Genomic DNA, 25,626 nt, shown 5'->3' with positions numbered 1-25,626 from the left:
GAACTGTAAGTTCGACAATGCCTAAGCTTTTCACTTAGGAACGTGTCGCACCACCTTGTGGATCAATAATAACTGCTGTATTATATGGCTCTCCACCATCAGGGTTTTTTTCCATTATTGAAAAAACACCATATACTTTAGATTCCTTACATGCCTCAGCAAATAAGTCTGTTTCTGGCCCAGGCACTGTACATAAAAATTCTTCTGTAGTCCATTTTTTTGTATTGAGCCCTTGTGTACTATATTCAGGAAATACTATCAATTCTAATCCTGGGTAACCTGATTTGGTCGAATGAATTGTTTTTATGATTTGTTGAATTTGTTTATCAATGTCTGCACGTGACTCTACTACTGGTACTGGATATTGAATTAGCGCTGTCAAAAAACCACTAATCGGCTTTACCATACTTCCACTACTACCCATTTAAATTCCCCCTTAAAATAGTTCGTATTTATTAAAGATAACAATATATATTTGTAACTCTCTAAAAAACTTGCACTACATATGGAATTATTACGTATGAAAGCTAGTAGTAAATTTTATATCCACTTTTAGTACACGCCTACACTAACTTAACATAAATAATTAGAAAATTCAATCTTTTATAAAAAGCTAAAACTAAAAAAGAAAAAGCGTATGGAATCCCATACACTTTTTTTACTTAGTTTGTAAATACGGCGGCAATTGTTGTAACTGCTCCTTATCCTTTTCACGTTCTCTACGTGCCCATCTAAAGAATACATAGCCTATAATTGTACCGTACACTATTTCCTGGACAATTTTCATTATGATACCACCAGTTTGCTGGTCTTGTACTACTGGCATCCAGTGCAAAAATTCCGGTCCCGTTATATTTAAATCTGATAAAGTGCCCGCTGGTACACATAGTTCCATCGCTTTCATCCAAGCAGCCGGATCCGTATACGTTGCAAATAACGGGGCTGTCGCAAAAATTATTAACGCACAAGCTGGCGTTAATAATATACCATTAGCAAACATGTAACCAAGTTTCTTTATATCACTTAACGTTTGATATTCTGGTAATGGATTTAACATCGGCCACCACATCATGATTGCTGTAAAAAACAATATAGTGAGACAAATAGGATGAGCAATTTGACTTTGTTTTACCGTATCAAAAACAACTGGTAAATGATAAAAAGAAAACAGGCCGTTAAATACAAACAACGCAATAAGTGGTTTAGCAAATACCTTTAATATAATTTGAACGAACTTAAAAGAAGTAATGTAACGATATAACCAAGTTGGTATACCAAGCAACAGTAACGGTGGAACTGCAATATACATGACTGCCATTTCAAACATATGAGCACTAAATATAATATGGCCAATTAAATCAATAGGCCCTCCCTTTACAAAATACAAAAGAACAATACCAGTCGTAAAATAAAAAATTTGCTTCTTACTTACCTTCGTCGCATTTTCAAATCGCATTCTATAAGGTCCAATAATTAAGAAGTACCCAATAAGAATCGAAAGCATAAATAATAAAAAAATTGGACTCCATAAAGCCTGAAAACCAAATATCCACAAGTTACTCATTTTCACACCTACCTTCGTAAGGTTATCCCATAATATGAAGAGGGAGCTGTGACAACACAAGCTCCCTTATATTTCACTTTTCAAATCCACACAATTGTCATAAAAGCTAAAATTGTAATTAACCCTATTAGCAGGCCAGAGTAAAGAAAGAAACTTGCTGCTTCATGTCCTTTATGGCTCATATGCATAAAATAATACAATTGAAAAATTACTTGTACCACTGCTAATAGTAAAATAAATGGCACAGAGAAAGTCGGACTAAAAGTTTTTGGATACGCCACTGCTACAAATGCAACTAATGTTAAAAAAATCATTAATGCAAACGTAATAACTTGATGCTTCATTTCCTCCGCACTTTTTCTCTTCCGATAAACAAGATCAACTTTAGGATTATTCGTTTGCTTTATCGCCATTGTTTATCCCACCATTCCCATTAAATATACTACAGTGAAAATAAACACCCAAACTACGTCAATAAAGTGCCAATAAATCGATGCAACATAAAACTTCGGTGCATTGTATAAATTTAGACCTCTCTTCGCATTTCTAAAGATTAATGTTAAAATCCAACACAACCCAAACAATACGTGGAGTCCATGTGTACCAACAAGAGCATAAAATGCAGAGCCAAACGCACTACTTCTCATAGTATGCTTAAATTCATGTGTATAATGGTAAAACTCATATATCTCAAACCCTAAAAATCCTAAACCTAGCAATACAGTTACTAGTAACCAAAGTTGCATTTTCTTAAAGTTAAAGTTTTTCATGTGATACATCGCATATACACTTGTTAAGCTACTCGTTAATAAAAGCATCGTCATAATGAAAACGAGTGGCATTTGGAACATTTCTTGAGATGTTGGTCCACCATTTGTAGAATTCTTTAATGCTAAATATGTTCCGAATAAGGAAGCGAACAACACTGTTTCGCCTCCAAGAAATAACCAAAAACCGACAAACTTATTTTTCCCTTCAAGGGTTGCTTTTTCAGGCTCTGCTGGAAATGTTTCATTCGTTAATTTTTCATCTACATGCATTATGCCTTGCCCCCCTTATCATCTAAATCTTCCTTATGAATATGGTATCCATGATCATCGATTACTGAACGTAGGAACATTGCGCCAAATGTAATGATTAAACCAATAATTGCTACTAATAACCAGAACTTATCTTTTCCGCCCTGCATATACATTGCACCAAATGCCGCTATAAACAATCCGAAAGAAATGACAAATGGTGAAAACGAAGGATTTGGCATATGAATATCACCAACTGGTTCCGCTGCTGTCATCTCTTTATTACCTTCACGTTTTTCAATCCAAAACGGATCTAATCCGCGAACAAATGGTAGTTGTTTAAAGTTATATTCTGGTGTCGGTGCTGGCATCGTCCATTCTAATGTACGTGCATCCCACGGATCACGACCAGCTTTTTCTTTTGATACTGTCGTTTTAATTACATTGAATAGAAGAACAATCGTCCCAAGAGCCATAAACACCGCTCCGATAGAACTAATCATATTCCCCATTTCCAACCCTTGCCCTTCAAGATATGTGTAGTAACGGCGTGGCATACCAATCAAGCCAAGGAAATGCTGAATAAAGAACGTTAAATGGAAACCGATAAAGAATAGCCAAAACGTTATCTTTCCTAATGTTTCATTTAATACTTTATTAAACATCAGTGGCCAATAATAATGAGCTCCTGCAAGTAAACCAAATACAACACCGCCAACGATTACATAATGAAAATGTGCTACTACGAAATAATTATCATGAAATTGATAATCAGCTGGTGCAGATGCTAGCATAACCCCTGTAACTCCACCCATGACGAATGATGGAATGAAAGCTACTGCCCACATCATCGGTGTCGTAAAACGAATATTTCCGCCCCACATTGTAAAGAGCCAGTTGAATATTTTGATACCAGTCGGAACCGCAATCGCCATTGTTGCAACTGAGAAAATAGCATTAGCAACTGGACCAAGTCCAACAGTAAACATATGATGCGCCCATACCATAAATCCTAAAAATCCAATTAATACAGTCGCAAACACCATCGATGAATAACCAAACAATCGTTTTTTCGAAAATGTTGCGAAGATTTCTGAGAATATTCCGAAAGCTGGGAGTATAAGAATGTATACTTCTGGATGACCGAAAATCCAGAATAAATGCTCCCATATAATTGTATTCCCACCCAATGCTGGATTAAAGAAACTTGTTCCAAATAAACGATCTAACATTAAAAGTCCTAATCCTACAGTTAACGGTGGAAAAGCGAATAATATAAGCGAAGATGTTACAAATGTCGTCCATGTAAACATCGGCATACGCATATACGTCATTCCTGGCGCACGCATATTAATAATGGTGACAAGGAAGTTAATCCCTCCAATTAATGTACCAATACCTGAGATTTGCAAACCGAGTACATAGAAATCAACACCATGACCTTTAGAGGCTAAAGCTAAAGATGCATAAGATGTCCATCCTGCATCAGGTGCTCCACCTAAAAACCAACTTAAATTTAAAAATACTCCACCAAAGAAAAATAACCAAAATCCGAGTGAATTCAAAAACGGGAACGCTACATCACGTGCACCAATTTGAAGTGGTACAGCGGCGTTCATAAATGCAAACACGAGTGGCATAGCTGCGAGGAAAATCATTGTTGTACCGTGCATCGTTAATACTTGATTATAAGCATCCCCAACAAGAAAAGCGTTGTTAGGAATCGCTAATTGAAGGCGAATAAATAGAGCTTCTATTCCGCCTATTACAAAAAACAATCCACCTGCAATTAAATAGAGAATGGCAATCTTTTTATGGTCTACTGTCGTTAAATAATCCCATATGACAGCACCCATCCCCTGTTTTTTTGCTACAGAACTCACGTTTTCAACCTCCCCTTCGCGAATAATCCCTCTTTACTTTTCAACTTTTAACGTTTGTAAGTATGCATTTAATGCATCAATTTGATCATCCGTTAAGTTGCCATATTTGCCAGTCATTTTGTTTCCTGGCTTCATATTTTCAGGATCTTTCAGCCATTTTTTTAAGTTTTCTTCATTGTTTTCGGCAATACCGGCAACCATATCGCGATCCGCAAAGTTTGCTAAGTTTGGTGCGATACGAGCGGAAGGTGGTCTACTATCATTAGATCCAACTGCGTGACAACCAATACAGCTTTTATTAAATATTTCTTGGCCCTCTTGCGCCTTTGTTGAAGCTACTTCTTTCTTCCCATCAATCTTCTTCATATCAGCAAGCCAATTTTTGTACTCGCTTTCATCTAAAGCTTTCACTTTAAATTGCATTAAAGAATGTGATGGGCCGCAAAATTCTGTACAAAAACCATTATAAGTGCCCGATTTATCTGCCTTTAACCACATTTTGTTCACATTGTCTGTATTTGTATCCATTTTCCCAGCTAAAGATGGAACCCAAAATGAGTGTTTAATATCGGCACCCTTCAAATTTAAATACACTTTCTTACCTGTGGGGATGACTAAATCTTGCGAAGTTACTATCTTTTCTGATTTATAAGAAAATTCCCACCAATAAAGATTCGCTGTTACATCAACAACGATAGTATCTTTATCAATATTCTTTTTCTCCATCGCACTTACATCAGCAAGTTTGAATGTATATGTAACCGTTGGAACAGCTAAGATTAGTAAAAGAATAATCGGAATAACTGTCCATATAATTTCTAGCTTGTGATTTCCTTCAACTTGCTCTGGAATATAATCTTCCTGACCTTTCTTTTGTCGGAAACGCACAATTACATACAAGAAAATAATAGTAACTACTAGTACTACTCCTACCATGATTGCACTCGCCAGTAGAAGTAAATCATATTGCATTTTTGCTACTTCTCCTTGCGGAATTAAAGTAGATTGAAAGGCTTTACCGCATCCCCCTAACAGTAAAGCCAGCAGTGAAACGAACGAAAGCAGTCGCCACTGTTTCTTCATACAAACAACCCCCACTTTCCTTGTGAATTAGATTGTACTTTATAGTTAAGTAAAGTAAATCTCAACGTAAAGAAATCCAATTATGTCGTTGTCTTAGAAGAATGTAACTACAATCATTGATACAAATAAGATTGTTAAATAATTTAGGGAATAAACAAACATTTGCACAGACCATTTTATGTCATCTTTCTTACGGAATCCATAAAATCCTAAAGCGATCCATCCGATGTTAAGCAGTGTTGCAATTACCATAAATGTTATCCCTAGTCCACTCATATAAAATGGTAGTGGTAATAAACATACTGTCCAAATCATAATTTGGCGTTTCGTAATTTCAAATCCATGAACTACAGGAAGCATTGGAATTCCTGCATTTCGATATTCATCAACACGTTTCATCGCTAATGCAAGGAAATGTGGGATTTGCCAAATAAACATAATTAAAAATAACATCCAAGCAATTGGATGACCTAAAGATGGATCAATTGCTGCCCATCCAATTAAAGGTGGAACTGCACCAGATATACTACCTACAACAGTATTTAGTGTATACTTTCTCTTTGTCCATAAACTATATAGAACAACATATGTGAAAGCACCAATAAATCCCATTAAGACTGCCATTGGTGTTGTTAATAATAAAAATACAAAACCAAGAAGTAATATGACTAGTCCAAATGTAAGTGCAAATCCTGGTTTATACTTTCCAGTAACCGTTGGACGGGTCTTTGTTCTTTCCATTAATGGATCGATGTCTCGATCAATGTAGTTGTTTAAACAACATACCCCTGCCATAACTAATCCAGAACCAACGATTGTAAAGAATAACTTATCCAGATTGTCCATTACACTTAATCCATTAAAGTGTAATGCCAACCAAAATCCTGTAAATACAGTAAGTGTATTTGAGTTTACAATCCCCATTTTAACGAGTGCTTTTAAATCTTGTATCCGAGTTGTTTCCGGTACACTTGTAACAGCGGACTCATCATGCAGCTCACTTGTTGCATGGTTCATCACTCTAACCCCCTCTTAAAACTTTCATCTTTCTTTTTGCGCCTATTTCAAATGAAATAATTCGCTTCTATATAGCAATATTATTACAGTAGAAACATTGTTAACCCATTCTACTACTAATCTACGCCCATACTCCAATATATTAAATCATATTTCCCGAACATTTTGTGAAGAAAACATGAACTTTTTGTGTCGAATATAAAAAACTTCATTTTGACTTGTCCTTATCATAACATGATGTTACCTTCTATAATAAACTATTTTATCCTATTTAACACGTATTCTCCCCATTTCTTTTCAAAATAGCCTATTTTTCACCTAATTTTTTCCTTAGGAACCCTGTTTTTACACCTATTTTCTCCCCCTTTCCTTTCCCCTCCATTTCTTTGCTATTTTATTATTTTTTATATATCATAGGAACTAGCGCATTTTATTCTATACATAATGGAATGAAAATATTTCGCAATAACTTCATAGCAGAAAGATGGTGAAAGAGATTGCAACGCTTTATTAAATGGTTAGCAGTCATTACAAGCCTTGATTTATTAATAGTTTTATTAGGAGGCGCTTTAGTTACAAAAACAGGTTCTGGTCAAGGTTGTGGTAAATCATGGCCACTTTGTAACGGTGAATTTGTTCCATCTAATTTATCAATGGAAACTATTATTGAACTTAGCCACCGATTAACATCAGGATCAGCTGGAATTCTTGTCACTCTCCTTTGTATTTTGTCCTGGAAATATTATAAACATGTGCGTGAAACAAAAACGTTAGCAATTTTATCCTTCGTATTTTTAGTTGCACAAGCATTAATGGGAGCAGCAGCAGTTGTTTGGGGACAAATGCCAGCTGTACTTGCTATCCATTTCGGTATTTCCTTAATTTCATTTGCTTCTGTCATTTTATTAACGTGTCTTATCTTTGAAATTGACCAAAAATTTGATGCACGTTCTCTTATTATGGACAAAAAAATGAAATTTCATATTTATGGTGTAACAATTTACAGTTATATCGTCGTCTACACAGGTGCTTTAGTACGTCACGAACGAGCTAGCTTAGCCTGTCCAGACTTTCCTTTATGTAGCAAAAACAGACCTATGCCAACTCAACTACATGAATGGGTTCAAATGGGCCATAGAGTTGCAGCAATGTTAATTTTCGCTTGGATACTTTACGCGATGATTCTCGCTATTCGTCATTACAAACAGCAACCTGTAGTATATTGGGGATGGATCATTTCATTTATCCTTGTTACACTTCAAGCTGTAGTAGGAATTTTAGTTGTATTTACAAACGCTAGTTTAGCAATGGCATTGTTACATTCTCTATTCATTTCTTGCTTGTTTGCCGTACTATGCTATTTAGTTATGTTAGGAACAAGAAGTAAAGTGAATGCAAAAGAAGCCGGATCAACTTCTAAACAAACAAAATAATTTAAAACTAAAATCCCTTGCCAATTCGGCAAGGGATTTTTTGCAATAAAGAAAAGAGCTGTATTTACACAGCTCTTTTCTTTATTTTAGTGATCTAATTCAATAAGTAAATCACCCGTTTGAATTGCATCACCATCGTTAACATATACTTTTTTCACTTTACCATTGAACGGCGCTTGAACTGTCGTTTCCATTTTCATCGCTTCTGTAATTGCCATAGAATCGCCTTTTTTCACTTCATCGCCTTCTTTTACAACTACTTTAATTACCGTTCCTGGCATTGTTGCACTAATGTGATTTGGATTTTCACGGTTTCCTTTCACACGTTGTGCAACTGTTGCTTTCACACTCTCGTCTTTCACGACAATTTCACGTGGTTGACCATTAAATTCCAAGTAAAGGACACGATTTCCATCCGGCTGTGGTTCTCCAATTGATACAAGTTTAACCATCAATGTCTTACCTTGTTCAATTTCCACATCAATTTCTTCACCTAGTCTCATACCATAGAAGAATGTCGGTGTATCAAGTACAGATACATTTCCATAAAGCTCAGCAACTTTTTCATAGTCCATAAATACTTTTGGATATAATGCATATGCAACTACATCAAAAATTGTTACTTCGCGTCCAAGTTTATGGAATAATTCTTCTTTTAACGCGTCGAAATCTACTGGCTCTAGTAGTTCACCTGGTCTTACTGTTAACGGCTCTTTCCCTTTTAAAATAATCTTTTGCAATTCTTTCGGGAAACCACCGTACGGTTGACCTAAATCACCAGAGAACATTTCAACAACAGATCCAGGGAAGTCCAAAGCATGTCCACGCTCTAAAACATCTTGTTCTGTCAGGTGGTTTTGAACCATAAATAACGCCATATCGCCAACAACTTTTGATGACGGTGTTACTTTTACAATATCTCCAAACATGTCATTCACACGACGGTACATTACTTTCACTTCATCAAAGCGATCTCCTAAACCAACCGCCTTCGCTTGTTGCTGAAGATTACTATACTGTCCACCTGGCATTTCATGCATATATACCTCTGTGTGAGGTGCATTCATACCACTTTCAAACGGTGCATAGTATTTGCGTACATCTTCCCAATAATGAGATAGCTTTTCTAAAGAATCGATATTAACATCTGGTTGTCTTTCATTTCCACCTAGTGCATAGAATAATGTGTTCGCACTCGGTTGTGACGTTTGACCAGCCATAGAACTCACTGCTACATCGACAATATCAACACCTGCTTCAATTGCCTTCGTATACGTTAATATACCATTTCCACTCGTATCGTGCGTATGCAGGTGAATCGGAATCGATACCGTCTCTTTTAATGCTGAAACTAAATCATATGCTGCGTTTGGTTTTAGTAGGCCAGCCATATCTTTAATACCTAAAATGTGAGCTCCCGATGCTTCCAACTCTTTTGCTAAGTTTTTATAATAATTCAAATCATATTTACTACGTAATGGATCATGAATATCTCCTGTGTAGCACATTGTTGCTTCTGCAATTTTACCAGTATCTCGTACAGCATCAATTGCAACTCTCATACCTTCTACCCAGTTTAAACTATCAAAAATACGGAACACATCAATGCCTGCTTGAGCAGAACACTCCACAAATTTTTGAATTAAATTATCTGGATAGTTTTTGTAGCCAACTGCGTTTGACGAACGTAGTAACATTTGGAATAAAACGTTCGGCATTTTTTCACGAAGATCTAGTAATCGTTCCCATGGATCTTCTTTTAAGAAACGATACGCGACATCAAACGTTGCACCGCCCCACATTTCAGCTGAGAATAGGTTTGGTAACATTCTCGCTGTTGGCTCTGCAATTTGATGTAAATCTTTTGTACGAATACGAGTTGCAAGTAATGACTGATGTGCATCACGGAATGTTGTATCCGTTAAAAGTACACGGTTTTGATCCTGTACCCATTTTACTAATCCATCTGCTCCACGCTCGTCCAAAATTTGTTTCGTTCCATTTTGGATTGGCTCTGAATGTTTTAAACATGGAATACGAGCATCTGGGAATATTGGCTTTTCTTTTTTCCCTACTCCTGGGAAGCCATTTACTGTTACTGAACCAATATAATTTAACATTTTCGTTCCGCGGTCTTTACGTTTCGGGAATAAGAATAGTTCAGGTGACACATCAATAAACGAAGTATCATATTCTCCTGATAAGAAGTTTTTATGTTTTACTACATTCTCTAGGAATGGAATATTTGTTTTAATACCACGAATACGGAATTCTTTTAAGTTACGTTCCATTTTTGCAGCAGCTTGCTCAAAAGTAAGTGCCCAAGTTGTAACTTTTACAAGTAAAGAATCGTAGTATGGTGTAATAACTGCACCTTGGAAGCTATTTCCTGTATCAAGACGCACACCAAAACCACCGCCTGATCGATACGCCATAATTTTTCCTGTATCCGGCATAAAATTATTTAGTGGGTCTTCAGTTGTTACACGAGATTGGATTGCAAATCCGTGTACAACCACTTCCTCTTGCTTCGGAACACCTACTATTTTACTATGTAATGCATGTCCATCAGCTATTAAAATTTGTGATTGAACGATATCGACTCCTGTGATCATCTCTGTAATCGTATGTTCTACTTGAACACGTGGATTTACTTCAATAAAGTAAAACTCATCATCTTTTACAAGGAATTCTACTGTTCCTGCATTTAAATAGTTTACATTTTTCGTTAACTTCACAGCAGCATCACAAATACGCTGACGCAGATCATCTGAAAGTGATACACTCGGTGCTATTTCTACAACTTTTTGATGACGACGTTGTACAGAACAGTCACGCTCGTATAAATGAACAACATTGCCTTCTTCATCTGCTAAAATTTGTACTTCTATATGTTTAGGTTTTTCAACGAATTTTTCGACGTAAACTTCATCATTACCAAAGGCTGCTTTCGCTTCTGATTTTGCTCGATTATATGATTCTCCTAATTCCTCACTAGTACGCACAATACGCATACCACGACCGCCACCACCAAGGGACGCTTTAATAATAATCGGGTAATCATACTTTTCAGCAAATTTTTCGACTTCTTCTAATGAATCTACTGGACCATCACTACCAGGTATAACTGGAATTTGTGCTAGCTGCGCTTGTGTTCTTGCTTTCACTTTATCTCCAAACATATCTAAATGCTTACTTTTCGGACCGATAAAGATAATTCCTTCTTCTTCGCAACGTTTCGCGAATTGAATATTTTCTGACAAGAAACCATATCCAGGGTGGATTGCATCTACATGATTACTTTTTGCAATCTCAATAATGCCTTCAATATCTAGATAAGCATCAATTGGTTTTTTTCCTTCCCCAACTAAATAGGACTCATCGGCTTTATAGCGATGATAAGAACCACTATCCTCTTTCGAATAGATTGCAACTGTTTTTAATCCAAGTTCCGAACAAGCTCGAAACACACGAATTGCAATCTCTCCACGGTTAGCTACCAATACTTTTTGAATACGTTGCAGCTTTGTCATGATTTTCCCCCTCTACTTTCCTACCACTCTAGAGATAAAATATATACACACCTTAAAAAGCGTGAAGTTCTTCACTTTCCACATTATATTATACTTAGAAAGCTTCACTTTATTTTTATCCATCATACCTTATTTTTTAACAAATGATAAGTTTTCTGTGCAATTTGTTTCACAAAAATAGTATAGCATACCTCTTCCTTTTCTAACAACTTAATTGTATATCACATTTAAACAAATGTGATATATCTTTTAACTGAAAGAGAAATTAATACATCATATTTAAAACTACTTGAAAATAAAAAACACATCCTGCTCTAAAGCACGATGTGTTTTTTATTTTACAACTACAAGATGTGGTCCATTTTGTTCTCTTTCTTTTATTACCTCATTCTGCTGTTTTTCTTCTCGTTTTACATGACTAGCAATATTAAGTAGTATTCCCATCGCAAGTAGATTAGCTATTAAGGAACTCCCGCCATAACTAATAAACGGTAAAGGTACTCCCGTAAGCGGTATTAATCCAGACATACCACCAACATTAACAAAAGTTTGTACTCCCATTAAACTTGCAATTCCGATTGCAATTAAACTTCCAAACGGATCTTTACATTTTTGAGCAATCCTGAATGAACGAATAATAATAAGTAGCAAGCAAATTAAAATAATAGCTACACCAATAAAACCTAACTCTTCAGATATAATGGCCATAATAAAATCTGTTTGCGGTTCTGGTAAATATCCATATTTTTGCACACTATTTCCTAATCCTCGACCGTTTAGCCCTCCTGAAGCAATTCCAATAAAAGAATTTACCAATTGGAATCCATCATTCTGAGGATCATTGAATGGATCAAGAAAAACTGAAAAACGGGCCTTTTGGTACCCACTTAATTTATAATTAGCCAGAAAATATAGCGCTGGAATCCATACTATAGAAGTTAAAACAATTCGTTTAATCCATAAATTAATCCGTACTCCTGAACAAAGAAACATAATTCCTACTGTTCCTGCAATTAACAAATCGGTACCTAAATCATTTTGCTTTAAAATTAAAAACATTGCCATTCCAACAAAACCAAGTGTAAGTCCCGACCCTTTAAAAACAGGTGTATTTGTCTCTTGTCTTCTTGCAAAAAAGCGAGCTAATATAATAATAATCGATAGTTTAACAAATTCAGCGGGCTGTATACCTAATATCCAACCTTTTGCACCATTTATTTCCTTACCAAAAATCAAGGCTGCTGCTAGTAAAGCAATACTCCCTAGCCCCATCGCCGATAAAATTATTCGTTTCCTCCAAAACTTATAAGGTAACGAGGCTACAATTACTAACAATACCGTTCCAATAGCTAAAGTTATTAATTGTTTTTTAAAAAAGTAATTTGCCGGCCAGTTATGCCTCGAAATCGCAACAATGGAACTAGAACTATATACCATTATTACTCCCAGCACACATAAGATAACAAGAGGAAGTAATAATGAATAATCCATTGATTTCCATACTTTTTTCATTTCATTTCCTCTTTCTGTTTCAATTTAATTATTGTTGTATTCCATATGTACATTGATTCTTCCTGCTTTATTATACAAATAAAAAGCTCAAACTAATTTAGTTTGAGCCCCCTTATTTGAACCCGTTATTGTTGTTTGTTTGTAAACGCTTCATGAAGTGCAGATAACTCACGTTCGAGCTCACCTAACATTGCTTTCCCTTGTTCTTCTGCAATAAGACCAAGGCGAACTGCAAAATCGACCTCGCGGGATAGTCCAAACATTTGTGTGTCTAACACTTCTTCATATAATGGACATTGCGGCATTGTAAGATGGTCCATTTGCACCTTAATAAGTCTTAAAATCTTCTCTGCATCCGCTTGTAGAAGGGCTAGTGCCTTTTCCTGATGATTTGCTACTGTCTCAGACGCCAAATTGATTCCCTCCGTTTCCGTCCTACTCTCCTCTATCCTATCTATTAATATTAGCGATAGTTTTAATAAATTGCAATAGAAACATTTTTTGTGACAACAGTGTCTAATGCTATTATACTGAAAAGTGGGAGTATAACACAAATGGGGGAACAACAATGAGCGAAATTTTATTTATTAACGGAAAAGTACGTTTTCCAATCACTATTGATCCAACTGTTTGGATCTTTGATGATCGAAAAGTAGATTTGACAACTTACTTTGATGAAACTAGAGAAAACACGTCTGAACTAGAAACTTATTTAAAAAACACTTCAGAACATTGGGATCGTGAAATTCGTGATGGTGCTGCCTTCCCGCCGATACAACAAAGTGTAAAGAAATATAAAAAAGAACAGCTAATTACTGGAACATTTGGTATACCATTTCATCCATTCCTTGCTAACGCTGAAATTTTAGAGGACGCTACGCAAGTTGAAATTGAAACTGTAGATCATACAATGACACTTCCATTAGAAACTGTCAAAAATGCTATACTAGGTTTTTCAAAAGAAGGAAAGCCATTAAAAGAAGACGGACCTGTTCATCTCTATTTCAATGATGGATCTAATCGACAAAATCCAATCCGGAACATCCGTAAATTTACAATTATTTAAAGAAAAGGAGTGAGCTTAAGCTCACTCCTTTTTACAATAAATCTGCTGCTAGTTGAGCTAAATTAGATCGCTCCCCTTTAACAAACTTCACATGACCACTAATGCGCTGTTCTTTAAACTTCTCTACAACATACGTTAAGCCATTATTATATTCATCTAAATATGGGTGATCAATTTGCTGAGGATCTCCCATCAATACAATCTTACTCTTTTCCCCTACCCTAGTTAGTATCGTTTTCACTTCATGCTTTGTTAAATTTTGTGCTTCGTCAATGATAATGAACTGATCTGGAATACTTCTCCCGCGTATATAAGTAAGGGCTTCTACTTCAATCGAACCCATTCCAGCTAAAATAGCATCTAACTCTCCTGGCTTTTTCGTATTAAATAAATACTCTAGGTTATCAAAAATTGGTTGCATCCATGGTCTTAACTTTTCTTCTTTTTCTCCTGGTAAATAACCGATATCTTTTCCGACTGGGACAATTGGTCTTGCAACGAGTAATTTTTTATATAACCCTAAGTCTTCTGTTTGCATAAGTCCCGAAGCTAACGCAAGTAACGTTTTTCCTGTGCCGGCTTTCCCCGTTAATGTTACGAGCGGAATATCTTCACGAAGCAACAATTCTAATCCCATAATTTGCTGCACGTTTCGTGGTCGTATCCCCCACACTTGTTCATTGTGAAAAATAAGTTTCTTTACCTTCTTACCTAAGTGATCCACAATGCCCAGCGCAGAACTAGAGCCCCCTAATGCATCTTTCATTACTACAAATTGATTTGGGTAAAAAGGGTGATTCGCAATTTCAGATAGAGGCAATTCACCTTTCTCATAAAAATAATCCAATTGTTCTTTTGATATATATCCTTCTAAAAAGCCAGAATATATATTTTCTACTTCAATTACGCGATCACTTAAATAATCTTCAGCCTTCAAACCAATTGCATCAGCTTTTACCCTTACGAGTACATCTTTACTTACTAAAATAACAGACTTCCCGTCCTCTTTTTCCTGTTCTTCTAAAGATAGATTTTTTGCTACAGCTAAAATTCGATTATCATTTGTTTTTTCTACAAAAATATCTTGTAGTTGCACAAATGAACGATGGTTTAATTCAATACGAAATGTTCCGCCATTTTCTAGCGGGATACTTTCATGCAGCTTTCCTATTTCACGAAATTTATCTATTAACTTAGATACATAACGAGCATTTCGTCCTACTTCATCCATATAACGTTTTTTCGAATCAACCTCTTCTAATACAACTGCTGGAATCACTACTTCATTGGTTTCAAATGAAAAAATAGATAAAGGATCCTGCAAAAGTACATTCGTATCTAACACATAAATTTTATCCAACCTGTTACCCCCTGACTCCACTTTTAAATTTGTAGAACAAGGGTTTCATCCATAAAATATGGACGAACCATTGTTATAATTATATGTACCGTGTAAACGAGGTAGAATCGAAAATCATAGTCATTAAACCTTTTATTTATTCTTTATTCATTTCTATTCAATATATTACTTTTTATTATAATTATTAACGTTAAATCACAATAACCGATTACAAAAGTGAATAAACGAATTTCTTATTTAGCACATTTATAATTCTCTTATTCCTACTAGTACTTCGTTATCCAGCTTTTTGGCCGCCCGAAGATCGTATGTTTTTTCATATGTTGGTTCAATTGCAAGTTTCGCTCCATAAAACATAACATCACGTACTTCTTGCACATTAACTTCTATTACAGTTAATTTCAAAGAAATACCTTCCATTCTATCTGTCAAAATTTCACCTGCACCACTTATAGAAAATACGGATTCATTCGCCATTATAGTCAATACTACACCTGTATTATGCCTTATATTTTCCACAATACGTGAACGTTGATCTACTGCAAATCGAATACTAGTTTTGCTCACTGCATACACCCAAGAAATAGCACTTACGTTAGGAACTTGTTTTTCGAAATCTGTCGTTGCTATCATCACAATACACTCTTTACGCAACGTTTGTACTAAACCCTCTGTTAAAGTAGGCTCTACTACATTCGCCATATTTTCACCTCCAAACATACTTGGTATATCCTTATCATAACTTATTTTTTGAATTGCGAAAATATTATTTTTTCCCACTATTATTCAAAAACATTATACTTCCATGATATACTTATACTGATAGAATTCGTATTGAGGTGACGAAATGAGAGTCAAATGTATGATTTGTGATAAAAAAGATATGTTAGATGATGAAAATCCTATGGCAAAAAAACTGCGTAATCGCCCTATTCATACATATATGTGCATGGAATGTTCGGAACGAATTGCAGAGCGTACAATGGAACGTCATGCAAGTGGTAATTTCCGATTATATCGTGATAAAAAAGTCGAAGACGATTGGTAAAATGTAAATAAGTCCTTACTCATATAGATAAGGACTTATTTATATTTTTCAGGCTCACGATTCATTTGATCCAAGAAACAATCAATAGCTTCTAATGGAAACCTTGCAGATTTCCTTTCCCCTTTCATTTCATATGTAATTAAATACATTTCCTCGTTCTTTTTAACTTCCACATTTTTTAATTTATGTTCTTCATATATCATATTTTGAAATAACAAATACGTTTCTTTTGCAGCACTATCATCCGGACGTGCTTCCGCAACTGTTTTAATTGTTAACCAATTATATAGTGCATCTTGTACTGAACGCATAAAACTTCGCCCCCTCACCCTGCTTTTTGTTGTTTCGCTTGACGCAAACGCAATCTATAAATTCCAAGTACAATTGCCGCTACAACAAGTCCTTCTCCAACAGGTAAAAATACAGCAAAAAAGGTTAATACTGTACATCCAATTGCTAATGATATGTATATTACTATATTTTTTAGTACAGACAACTTTCTAGCAAATCCTAAATTATAGACGAGAGCACTTAATATAATAATCGTCCCATAAAGTAACCACATTCCTAACTCTGGATTTTCATCAACTTTACATAATTTCGCAAAAAAAGACATTCTTTCTAACACTATTTATCCCCCCTTCTCATAAAAAACAAAATTTCTTTATGTACTTAATACAAGAGTAACCTGCGAAAAAAATACTGTCCACTAAAAAGAGTAAATATTCTAAAAAATAAACATAAAAAAACAGCTACCTTAAAGGTAGCTGTTTTTTTTTATGCTTCTACAGATTTCTTTTTCTTAGCAGCTCTTTCACGTTCGCTCTTATCAAGAATCTTTTTACGTAAACGAATTGATTCTGGAGTTACTTCACAGAACTCGTCATCGTTTAAGTACTCTAATGACTCTTCTAGAGTCATTAAGCGTGGTTTTTTCATTGTTGAAGTTTGATCTTTCGTTGCAGAACGAATGTTAGTTTGTTGTTTCATTTTCACAACGTTAACTGTTAAGTCGTTCTCACGAGTATGTTCTCCTACGATCATACCAGCATATACTTCTGTACCTGGTTCAACGAAGATTACACCACGGTCTTCAACTTGCATAATACCGTATTGTGATGCTTTTCCTGTTTCAAGTGAAACTAGAACACCTTGGCGACGTCCACCCACTTGTCCAGCATGTACTGGTTGGTAGCAATCGAATGTATGGTTTAAAATACCGTAACCACGAGTTAATGTTAGGAATTCTGTTGTGTAACCAATTAAACCACGTGCCGGAACCATGAAAGTAAGGCGAACTTGACCGTTTCCGTTATTCACCATATCTAACATTTCACCTTTACGTGCACCCATTGATTCCATAATAGAACCAGTGTATTCTTCAGGAACATCGATTTGTACGCGCTCTACAGGTTCACATCTTACGCCATCGATATCTTTAATAATTACTTCAGGCTTAGATACTTGTAGTTCATAACCTTCACGACGCATGTTTTCAATTAAGATAGATAAATGCAATTCCCCGCGTCCAGATACGATCCATGCATCAGGAGAATCTGTATTATCTACACGTAAACTTACATCTGTTTCTAATTGTGAACGAAGACGCTCTTCAATTTTACGAGATGTAATAAATTTACCTTCACGACCTGCAAATGGGCTGTTATTTACAAGGAATGTCATTTGTAGCGTTGGCTCATCAATACGTAATAATGGTAAAGCCTCTTCATGCTCAACCGGACATACCGTTTCACCTACGTTGATGTCTTCCATACCTGAAACAGCTACTAAATCTCCAGCTTTTGCTTCTTCAATTTCTTGACGTTTTAATCCAATGTAACCGAATAATTTCGTTACGCGGAATTGTTTTACACTTCCGTCAACTTTCATTAAAGCAACTTGTTGTCCAACCTTCATTGTACCGCGGAATACGCGTCCAACTCCAATACGTCCAACGTAGTCGTTGTAATCAAGAAGTGCTACTTGGAATTGAAGTGGCTCTTCGCTGTTATCAACTGGTGCTGGAATATGTTCGATAATTGTATCGAATAATGATTTCATATTCTCTTCTTGATTTGCCGGATTTGAATCCAAGCTTGCTGTTCCGTTCATTGCTGATGCAAATACAACTGGGAACTCTAATTGATCTTCGTTTGCACCAAGTTCGATGAATAAGTCAACTACTTCATCAACTACTTCATCAGGGCGAGCGAAGTCACGGTCAATTTTGTTTACAACAACGATTGGAGTTAAGTTTTGCTCAAGAGCTTTCTTTAAAACAAATCGTGTTTGTGGCATACAACCTTCATATGCATCAACAACAAGTAGAACACCATCAACCATTTTCATGATACGTTCTACTTCTCCACCGAAGTCAGCGTGACCTGGTGTATCTAAAATGTTAATTCTTTTATCTTCATAGTGAATCGCTGTATTCTTCGCTAAAATTGTAATACCGCGTTCTCTTTCTAGATCATTTGAATCCATTGCGCGTTCTTCAATATGTTCATTCGCACGGAATGTCCCCGCTTGACGTAATAACTGGTCAACAAGTGTTGTTTTACCATGGTCAACGTGGGCAATAATTGCTATATTACGTAAATCTTGTCGTTTTTTCAACATGTCCAACTCCTAATGTCTTTTTAATCCTTCTCTATTATAAGAGCGAAGGGGATACAATAGCAATTAAAATAAAAGCAAGAATGAAAATATAGTTGTATTCTTACTTTTGTGAAAGTAAAATGAGATTGGAGGGTGAAGAAATGGAACACATTCAATATCGCTTTTTATTAACCGCAATTATCGGTGTTATTTTCTTAATCGGTATCGGCATTATGATTGCTGAAAATAGTCCAATCGGTATTATTATTTGCATTATCGGTACATTTGTTGCAGTTGGATACGGTTTTGTAACAAAAAGAAAAATGCGCAAATCACAATAACGCTAAAAAGTAAGAAGCTTATACATAGCCTCTTACTTTTTTTGTGGCTCTGATATAAAAGATAACACTTCTTCATACACTCCTGGTTTTGCAACTAGCACACTGCTCTTCTCTATGATAGAAAGTGGCGCTCCAGAGAATGTCGTTACCTTTCCTCCAACTTCTTCTACAATTATCTGTCCTCCGCCAAAATCCCATGGTGATAATCTCGGCGTTACATATGCATCTATTCTTCCAGTTGCAACGTACACCATCTCTAACGCTGCACAGCCATACGATCTCGTGCCCCTTGCTTTCTTAACAAGTGCCATCATACTTTCCATATTAAGCAATGGATTATCTGTAAGCCATACCGCATTTAAAGCTACAATACCTTGCTCTACAGTTCCTTTTTCCAATGGAGGAATTGATATATCATTACAAAAAGCTCCAGATCCCTTGACTGCATGATATAGTTCATCATGTACTGGATCATAAATAAGTCCAATCTTTCCGATACCGTTCTTATAAATCCCAATTGAAATTGCAAAATTTCTTTTTTGATGAACAAAGTTCATCGTGCCGTCAATTGGATCAATTAACCAAACAACCCCGTCAGAAGACGTTATCTCGTCTCCATAACCTTCTTCTCCTAAAATATTATGATTCGGGAATGTTTCTTTAATTTTCCCAATTAAAAACTGTTCTATCTCTCGGTCCATATTTGTAACTAAGTCAGCTGCATTGGATTTTGTTTCTATAATAAGTGCTTTTTTCATGGATGCCATTAAATGCTCTCCTGCATCCCGAATCCACCGTTTGGCGTGTGCATCGATGTCTTTCCATACTTCTTGCATGTTTAAACACTCCGATCTTTACTGTTCACAGAAAAAACGAACCCTTTATAAGGTTCGCACCAACTAATTTTTTATACATATACTATTATTACGCTTCTAAACGAATCATTTCAAGTCTTAACACTTCTAACTTTTGTACACACTCTTCTTTTTTCTGTTTATCATCTTCCATCATCGCATCATATAAAGTTGCTAATTCATAATCTAGCTCCAAACGTAGCACCGGTATTCTCTTTTCGGCATCTGTTCTCTTTAACGCATTAATCACCTGTCTCATATTATTTGCCTCCTCCCAATATTCGTCTGCCCTCGGACTAGAATTAATTCAATTTTCTGATTTTTTGTTTTATACTATACTATGTTGGATAAATCATCTATGCAACAAAATTATATTTTTTTATTTAAATTTTTTTGTGCTGTTTTTTTTATGAATAGTACAAGCTATGCTAAAATAAAAGCAAAATAGGAGTTGGAGGAACAATCATGACAATACAAACATTCAAGTCAACTGATTTTGATGTCTTTACAGTTGATGGTCTCGAAGAACGAATGAGTGCAATTAAAACGAACATTCATCCTAAGCTAGAAGCTTTAGGGGAACAATTTGCAGAATACTTATCCCAACACACTGATGAGAACTTTTTTTATCATGTTGCAAAACACGCACGTCGCAAAGTCAATCCACCAAACGATACTTGGGTTGCTTTTTCAACAAATAAACGAGGATATAAAATGCTACCGCATTTCCAAATCGGCTTATGGGGTACTCATGCCTTCATATACTTTGGTTTAATCTATGAGTGTCCACAAAAAGTTGAGACGGCTCATGCCTTCTTAGAACATTTAAATGATTTAAAAACAAATATTCCAAATGACTTCGTTTGGTCCATTGACCATACTAAACCAAGTGTGAAATTACATAAAACACTTGAAACCGAAGACTTACAAAAGATGATTGAACGACTAGCTACTGTAAAAAAAGCAGAATTATTAGTTGGTATTCATATATCACCAGAGGAGTTTTCAGCAATGACCAACGAACAATTCCTTGCTAAGATTGAATCTACGATGCAATCACTCCTTCCTTTATATGCACTTTGTAATCGATAGTAGAAAACGGACAATATATATTGTCCGTTTTTAGTTGTTATCACATTATATCACTTCAGTTTTTATTTTTCAAAATATTTTTTACATTTTTACAAGCTTTTGTTCTTCGACTTCCTTTGCTCTTTGAATAGCACGATATATAGAGTATCCACTTACTTCTTGAAACTCTTTATCAATTTTCTTTTCTTCTGCTTTCGATGGAACAATCTCTTTAAAACGACGATATAAACCCATTAATTCTTCTCTTATAATTCCTTTTTCATAAGCTTTCTCAATTGCTTCATAAAACTTCACAATTATAACCATTTCCTCATTTGACCAATCATAATCTAACGGATATTGATATTCCATTTCGCACCTCATTTATCATTTCTTCTTGTTTCATTATGCTATCTTAAAGAGAATGTTTTATTCTTCATTATAGCCACTCTGCATTATACACTATTTATTCATTTTAATGGAATTGTCTTCCTCCATTCATTAGTTGAGGCTAACTATTAAACATACTCACCTTAAAAATATTTTTTTCTATACATCTATAATTATTGGTGATATAATGCTTTTGTTTTATAGAAAATAAAGTGAAGCTACCATCTCAAAACCGATTTTTTGAATGGCAGAAAAACAAGCCTCATTCTAAAAAAAAGGACTTACCTTTTTTAGAGCAGGATTATATAAAACAAATTAAATATTATGAAGAAGAAGGGGTGTATAGATTGTCCCAATACGAAACACCATTGTTTACCGCTTTAGTTGAGCACAGTAAGCGAAATCCAATTCAATTCCATATTCCTGGTCATAAAAAAGGACAAGGCATGGATCCTACATTTCGCGAATTTATTGGGCATAATGCATTAGCAATTGATTTAATTAATATTGCGCCACTCGATGATTTACATCATCCAAAAGGTATGATTAAAGAAGCACAGGATTTAGCAGCCGCTGCATTCGGTGCAGATCATACTTTCTTTTCTATTCAAGGTACAAGTGGCGCTATTATGACAATGGTGATGAGCGTTTGCGGTCCTGGTGACAAAATCCTAGTACCACGAAACGTGCATAAATCAGTAATGTCAGCTATTATTTTCTCAGGTGCAAAACCGATTTTCATGCATCCTGAAATCGATCCGAAACTCGGTATTTCTCATGGAATCACAATTCAATCTGTCAAAAAAGCACTTGAAGAGCACTCAGATGCAAAGGGCTTACTTGTTATTAATCCAACGTACTTTGGATTTGCTGCAGACTTAGAACAGATTGTACAATTAGCACATTCTTATGACATCCCTGTACTAGTCGACGAGGCTCATGGTGTTCATATTCATTTTCACGATGAATTGCCGATGTCAGCGATGCAAGCTGGTGCAGACATGGCAGCAACAAGTGTTCACAAATTAGGAGGCTCTTTAACTCAAAGTTCTATTCTTAATGTGAAAGAAGGCTTGGTGAATGTAAAACATGTCCAATCTATTATTAGCATGCTTACAACTACATCAACTTCTTACATCTTGTTAGCATCACTTGATGTTGCGAGAAAACGTCTTGCTACAGAAGGAACAGCACTCATAGAACAAACAATACAATTAGCTGAACATGTTCGTGATGCTATAAATTCTATTGAGCATCTTTACTGTCCTGGAAAAGAAATGTTAGGTACAGATGCTACCTTTAACTATGATCCTACAAAGATAATTGTATCTGTAAAAGATTTAGGTATTACCGGCCACCAAGCTGAAGTATGGCTTAGAGAGCAATATAACATTGAAGTAGAACTCTCAGATCTATACAACATACTATGTCTTATCACTTTAGGAGACACAGAAAGTGATACAAATACACTTATTGCAGCATTACAAGATTTAGCAGCAACATTTAGAAATAGGGCAGATAAAGGTGTTCAAGTACAAGTAGAGATTCCAGAAATTCCAGTGCTAGCACTTTCTCCTCGAGATGCTTTTTATTCGGAAACAGAAGTCATTCCATTTGAAAATGCAGCGGGTCGTATTATAGCTGATTTTGTTATGGTTTATCCGCCAGGGATTCCAATCTTTACTCCGGGGGAAATTATTACACAAGAAAACTTAGAGTATATTCGTAAAAACTTAGAAGCAGGTTTACCTGTACAAGGTCCTGAAGATATGACATTACAAACATTACGTGTTATTAAAGAGTACAAGCCTATCAGTTGATAGGCTTTTTTTTCACCTTTTTTCCTTTTCTTCATACGATACTAAAGAATGTAACGTATAGGTGGGGATACTATTATGATTGTAATAGGCCGTTCTATTGTACATCCTTATATTACAAATGAATATGAGCCATTTGCAGCAGAGAAACAACAAATTTTATCAATAATGGCAGGAAATCAAGAAGTTTATTCCTTCCGAACAGCTGATGAACTCAGCTTTGATCTCAATTTACGAGTTAATATTATTATCTCTGCACTAGAACTTTTTCAAAGTGGATTTCAGTTTCGCACATTTCAACAATCCTTTTGCAACCCCCAGTATTGGAAAAGAACATCCCTTGGAGGATTCGAGCTTCTTCCAAACATACCACCTTCTATTGCCATACAAGATATTTTCAAAAACGGAAAACTATATGGAACTGAATGCGCAACCGCTATGATCATTATTTTTTATAAAGCTTTATTATCATTGTATGAGGAAGAAACTTTCAATCGTCTATTTGCAAACCTTTTACTTTATACATGGGACTACGATCAAGATCTAAGGCTCATAACAAAAACCGGTGGCGATCTTGTTCCAGGTGACCTCGTTTACTTTAAAAACCCACAAGTGAATCCAGCTACGATTGAGTGGCAAGGAGAAAACACAATCTATTTAGGAAATTTCTTTTTTTACGGACATGGCGTAGGTGTAAAAACAAAAGAAGAAATTATTTATTCATTAAATGAACGACGAGTCCCTTACGCTTTTATTTCAGCTTTCTTGACCGATACTATTACCCGTATAGATAGCCGTATAATGAGCCAATACGCTTCTTCTAGTACACCACAGACATCCATAAGCTTTATTCCAATTAGAGATGATGCAATCGTTGCAACAGTTGGCCATACAACTACAATTTATTAAAAAAGCGCCTACACATGTAGGCGCTTTTTCTTATTATTAAGCTTTTGTATGTTCTTTATGGTCACATTCGCAATGAGATCCACATTTCCCGTATAGTACTGTTGATTTTTCATCTTCAAAATGTCCAATTGTTCCTTCACATACTTGGCATACGATTGTTCCCATTTTCATTTCCCCCTGAGTTTTAATAGTAATCTATTTATCTATCATTAAGCTTTCGCATTATCTTTTCTAGCACAGTCACAATTTGTTCCACATTTTCCGTAAAGTACTGTCGTTTTCTCATCTTCAAAATGTCCAATTGTTCCTTCACATACTTGGCATACGATTGTTCCCATTTTTCATTTCCCCCTAAGTTTATGGTCCTAAAAACTTTTAGCTGTCCATTTCCTATCAATTATTGGGCTTTTGTATGCTCTGTGTGATCACATCCGCAAGATCCACATTTCCCGTAAAGTACCGTTACTTTCTCATCTTCGAAGTGTGCAATTGTACCTTCACAATCTTGACATACGATTGTTCCCATTTTTCATTTCCCCCTAAGTTTATAATCCCAAAAACTTTTTTGTAACCGCTTAACTTTCTGTCTTTATTTTAATATGTTATACTTTTTACGTCAATAGGTTTTTAGTATAACACATTAAATATTTTAAATTTTAATTAGTATGCGATATTCAAATAAAAAACAGCCATATTTATAAGTACGACTGTTTCACATTAATTATTCTTCATATTCCGCATGTAAAGAAGTTGACGGAACTAGAAATTTGAAAAACTGAGCTAACTCCTTCGCTTCCTCTTCTGATCCTAATTTAAAAATCTCCTGTATATATTGAACATTCTCTACATCATCTCTTCCGAGTAAAGTAGACCTTCCTGTTTGCATACAAACAATGAGCGGTTTTCCAAAAAACATATTTGTATAAATAACACCAAAATCATAACGTGTATCATGTGTCATAAACCCTAAAAATCGTACCTTCACACTTTCATGCTCATCATACAATTTTTCAAACATTGGTTTCCACCTTTCTACATCACGTTTCATTAATAGTATATTAAACAAAACATGTAATACTCCTTTTAATTGTCAAAAAATTCAGTAGGATGTAGAATGATAGTATT

The 25,626-nt window shown here is 35.4% G+C and carries 28 protein-coding genes and 1 pseudogene; 7 read left to right on the top strand and 22 right to left on the bottom strand.

Features of this window, described 5'->3' with window-relative positions:
* Positions 1-52: 52 nt before the first annotated feature.
* The 7 genes and pseudogenes from CQ064_RS15585 to ctaB all read right to left on the bottom strand — a co-directional run.
* A pseudogene (locus CQ064_RS15585) lies at positions 53-424 on the bottom strand (nitrilase-related carbon-nitrogen hydrolase); the annotation flags it as partial.
* Between the two features lie 234 nt (positions 425-658).
* On the bottom strand, positions 659-1,564 hold the full coding sequence (gene ctaG / locus CQ064_RS15580; protein WP_000069032.1) for a cytochrome c oxidase assembly factor CtaG: 906 nt from the start codon (positions 1,562-1,564) through the stop codon (positions 659-661).
* 80 nt (positions 1,565-1,644) lie between these two features.
* Complete coding sequence (ctaF, locus tag CQ064_RS15575) at positions 1,645-1,977, bottom strand: cytochrome c oxidase subunit IVB (RefSeq protein WP_000985703.1); 333 nt, start codon at positions 1,975-1,977, stop codon at positions 1,645-1,647.
* A gap of 3 nt (positions 1,978-1,980) precedes the next feature.
* Positions 1,981-2,604: a cytochrome c oxidase subunit III gene (gene ctaE, locus CQ064_RS15570; RefSeq protein ID WP_000557861.1), complete on the bottom strand. Its 624-nt coding sequence runs from the start codon at positions 2,602-2,604 to the stop codon at positions 1,981-1,983.
* Complete coding sequence (gene ctaD / locus CQ064_RS15565; RefSeq protein WP_153596374.1) at positions 2,604-4,439, bottom strand: cytochrome c oxidase subunit I; 1,836 nt, start codon at positions 4,437-4,439, stop codon at positions 2,604-2,606. The genes ctaE and ctaD overlap by 1 nt, the downstream gene beginning before the upstream one ends.
* Positions 4,440-4,499: 60 nt before the next feature.
* Positions 4,500-5,549, bottom strand: coding sequence for a cytochrome c oxidase subunit II (coxB, locus tag CQ064_RS15560; RefSeq protein WP_000745273.1), 1,050 nt, complete (start codon positions 5,547-5,549; stop codon positions 4,500-4,502).
* A 93-nt stretch (positions 5,550-5,642) separates the two neighbouring features.
* The gene (ctaB, locus tag CQ064_RS15555) at positions 5,643-6,566 is read right to left on the bottom strand and encodes a protoheme IX farnesyltransferase (protein ID WP_001015053.1); all 924 of its coding nucleotides are present in this window, start codon (positions 6,564-6,566) and stop codon (positions 5,643-5,645) included.
* Between the two features lie 497 nt (positions 6,567-7,063).
* Between ctaB and ctaA the strand changes: the two genes are divergently transcribed.
* A complete protein-coding gene (gene ctaA / locus CQ064_RS15550) occupies positions 7,064-7,999 on the top strand; it encodes a heme A synthase (protein ID WP_001188740.1) in 936 nt (311 codons plus the stop codon).
* An 86-nt stretch (positions 8,000-8,085) separates the two neighbouring features.
* Here ctaA and pyc read toward each other — a convergent pair whose 3' ends face one another.
* The 3 genes from pyc to CQ064_RS15530 all read right to left on the bottom strand — a co-directional run bounded on the left by pyc (position 8,086) and on the right by CQ064_RS15530 (position 13,457).
* Entirely contained in the window at positions 8,086-11,532 is a 3,447-nt protein-coding gene (gene pyc / locus CQ064_RS15545; protein WP_000164055.1) for a pyruvate carboxylase, read from the bottom strand.
* 333 nt (positions 11,533-11,865) lie between these two features.
* On the bottom strand, positions 11,866-13,044 hold the full coding sequence (locus CQ064_RS15535) for an FtsW/RodA/SpoVE family cell cycle protein (RefSeq protein ID WP_000758410.1): 1,179 nt from the start codon (positions 13,042-13,044) through the stop codon (positions 11,866-11,868).
* A gap of 125 nt (positions 13,045-13,169) precedes the next feature.
* Positions 13,170-13,457, bottom strand: a complete 288-nt coding sequence (locus CQ064_RS15530; protein ID WP_000135694.1) for an Fpa/YlaN family protein — start codon at positions 13,455-13,457, stop codon at positions 13,170-13,172.
* 155 nt (positions 13,458-13,612) lie between these two features.
* Here CQ064_RS15530 and CQ064_RS15525 point away from each other — a divergent pair, with 155 nt between their 5' ends.
* Positions 13,613-14,110, top strand: a complete 498-nt coding sequence (locus CQ064_RS15525; protein WP_001289810.1) for a molybdopterin-binding protein — start codon at positions 13,613-13,615, stop codon at positions 14,108-14,110.
* A 31-nt stretch (positions 14,111-14,141) separates the two neighbouring features.
* Here the strand turns inward: CQ064_RS15525 and CQ064_RS15520 are convergent, their stop codons facing one another.
* Both CQ064_RS15520 and CQ064_RS15515 read right to left on the bottom strand, forming a co-directional pair.
* Positions 14,142-15,470 (bottom strand): PhoH family protein, encoded by a 1,329-nt coding sequence (locus CQ064_RS15520; protein ID WP_000358083.1) that lies wholly within the window; start codon positions 15,468-15,470, stop codon positions 14,142-14,144.
* A 246-nt stretch (positions 15,471-15,716) separates the two neighbouring features.
* Complete coding sequence (locus CQ064_RS15515; RefSeq protein ID WP_000024600.1) at positions 15,717-16,172, bottom strand: pyridoxamine 5'-phosphate oxidase family protein; 456 nt, start codon at positions 16,170-16,172, stop codon at positions 15,717-15,719.
* A 145-nt stretch (positions 16,173-16,317) separates the two neighbouring features.
* Here CQ064_RS15515 and CQ064_RS15510 point away from each other — a divergent pair, with 145 nt between their 5' ends.
* Positions 16,318-16,518 (top strand): YlaI family protein, encoded by a 201-nt coding sequence (locus tag CQ064_RS15510; RefSeq protein ID WP_001995040.1) that lies wholly within the window; start codon positions 16,318-16,320, stop codon positions 16,516-16,518.
* Positions 16,519-16,553: 35 nt separating this feature from the next.
* On the opposite strand, the gene CQ064_RS15505 is transcribed toward CQ064_RS15510, so the two are convergent.
* From CQ064_RS15505 to typA, 3 genes are all read right to left on the bottom strand, one after another.
* Complete coding sequence (locus CQ064_RS15505) at positions 16,554-16,829, bottom strand: hypothetical protein (RefSeq protein ID WP_001258141.1); 276 nt, start codon at positions 16,827-16,829, stop codon at positions 16,554-16,556.
* Between the two features lie 14 nt (positions 16,830-16,843).
* On the bottom strand, positions 16,844-17,146 hold the full coding sequence (locus tag CQ064_RS15500) for a YlaH-like family protein (protein WP_000893662.1): 303 nt from the start codon (positions 17,144-17,146) through the stop codon (positions 16,844-16,846).
* A 149-nt stretch (positions 17,147-17,295) separates the two neighbouring features.
* Positions 17,296-19,140, bottom strand: coding sequence for a translational GTPase TypA (typA, locus tag CQ064_RS15495; protein WP_000914752.1), 1,845 nt, complete (start codon positions 19,138-19,140; stop codon positions 17,296-17,298).
* 140 nt (positions 19,141-19,280) lie between these two features.
* Here typA and CQ064_RS15490 point away from each other — a divergent pair, with 140 nt between their 5' ends.
* Positions 19,281-19,460 carry a DUF5325 family protein gene (locus tag CQ064_RS15490; RefSeq protein ID WP_000400123.1) on the top strand — a complete coding sequence of 60 codons (180 nt, stop codon included), beginning with the start codon at positions 19,281-19,283 and terminating at the stop codon, positions 19,458-19,460.
* Positions 19,461-19,492: 32 nt separating this feature from the next.
* Here the strand turns inward: CQ064_RS15490 and CQ064_RS15485 are convergent, their stop codons facing one another.
* Together CQ064_RS15485 and CQ064_RS15480 are read right to left on the bottom strand one after the other, a co-directional pair.
* Entirely contained in the window at positions 19,493-20,296 is an 804-nt protein-coding gene (locus tag CQ064_RS15485) for an inositol monophosphatase family protein (RefSeq protein ID WP_001158706.1), read from the bottom strand.
* A gap of 88 nt (positions 20,297-20,384) precedes the next feature.
* The gene (locus CQ064_RS15480; protein ID WP_001250164.1) at positions 20,385-20,573 is read right to left on the bottom strand and encodes a hypothetical protein; all 189 of its coding nucleotides are present in this window, start codon (positions 20,571-20,573) and stop codon (positions 20,385-20,387) included.
* A gap of 206 nt (positions 20,574-20,779) precedes the next feature.
* On the opposite strand from CQ064_RS15480, the gene CQ064_RS15475 reads away from it, so the two are divergent.
* Entirely contained in the window at positions 20,780-21,406 is a 627-nt protein-coding gene (locus tag CQ064_RS15475) for a YktB family protein (protein WP_000155318.1), read from the top strand.
* A gap of 81 nt (positions 21,407-21,487) precedes the next feature.
* Here the strand turns inward: CQ064_RS15475 and CQ064_RS15470 are convergent, their stop codons facing one another.
* Positions 21,488-21,757 carry a UPF0223 family protein gene (locus tag CQ064_RS15470; RefSeq protein ID WP_000456546.1) on the bottom strand — a complete coding sequence of 90 codons (270 nt, stop codon included), beginning with the start codon at positions 21,755-21,757 and terminating at the stop codon, positions 21,488-21,490.
* Between the two features lie 365 nt (positions 21,758-22,122).
* On the opposite strand from CQ064_RS15470, the gene speA reads away from it, so the two are divergent.
* Both speA and CQ064_RS15460 read left to right on the top strand, forming a co-directional pair.
* The gene (speA, locus tag CQ064_RS15465) at positions 22,123-23,595 is read left to right on the top strand and encodes an arginine decarboxylase (protein ID WP_000084899.1); all 1,473 of its coding nucleotides are present in this window, start codon (positions 22,123-22,125) and stop codon (positions 23,593-23,595) included.
* Positions 23,596-23,670: 75 nt separating this feature from the next.
* Positions 23,671-24,501 (top strand): protein-glutamine gamma-glutamyltransferase, encoded by an 831-nt coding sequence (locus tag CQ064_RS15460; protein ID WP_000635339.1) that lies wholly within the window; start codon positions 23,671-23,673, stop codon positions 24,499-24,501.
* A gap of 36 nt (positions 24,502-24,537) precedes the next feature.
* On the opposite strand, the gene CQ064_RS15455 is transcribed toward CQ064_RS15460, so the two are convergent.
* From CQ064_RS15455 to CQ064_RS15440, 4 genes are all read right to left on the bottom strand, one after another.
* On the bottom strand, positions 24,538-24,666 hold the full coding sequence (locus tag CQ064_RS15455) for a GapA-binding peptide SR1P (protein ID WP_000536796.1): 129 nt from the start codon (positions 24,664-24,666) through the stop codon (positions 24,538-24,540).
* A gap of 44 nt (positions 24,667-24,710) precedes the next feature.
* On the bottom strand, positions 24,711-24,839 hold the full coding sequence (locus CQ064_RS15450) for a GapA-binding peptide SR1P (RefSeq protein ID WP_000536803.1): 129 nt from the start codon (positions 24,837-24,839) through the stop codon (positions 24,711-24,713).
* A gap of 59 nt (positions 24,840-24,898) precedes the next feature.
* Positions 24,899-25,027, bottom strand: coding sequence for a GapA-binding peptide SR1P (locus CQ064_RS15445; protein WP_000536778.1), 129 nt, complete (start codon positions 25,025-25,027; stop codon positions 24,899-24,901).
* Between the two features lie 195 nt (positions 25,028-25,222).
* Positions 25,223-25,519: a DUF3055 domain-containing protein gene (locus CQ064_RS15440; protein WP_000462038.1), complete on the bottom strand. Its 297-nt coding sequence runs from the start codon at positions 25,517-25,519 to the stop codon at positions 25,223-25,225.
* Positions 25,520-25,626: the final 107 nt, after the last annotated feature.

The organism is Bacillus sp. MYb78 (genome assembly GCF_002975115.1).
Lineage (GTDB): Bacteria > Bacillota > Bacilli > Bacillales > Bacillaceae_G > Bacillus_A > Bacillus_A cereus.
The sequence above is the reverse complement of the archived record's forward strand: the minus strand, read 5'-3'. Positions and strand labels throughout refer to the sequence as shown.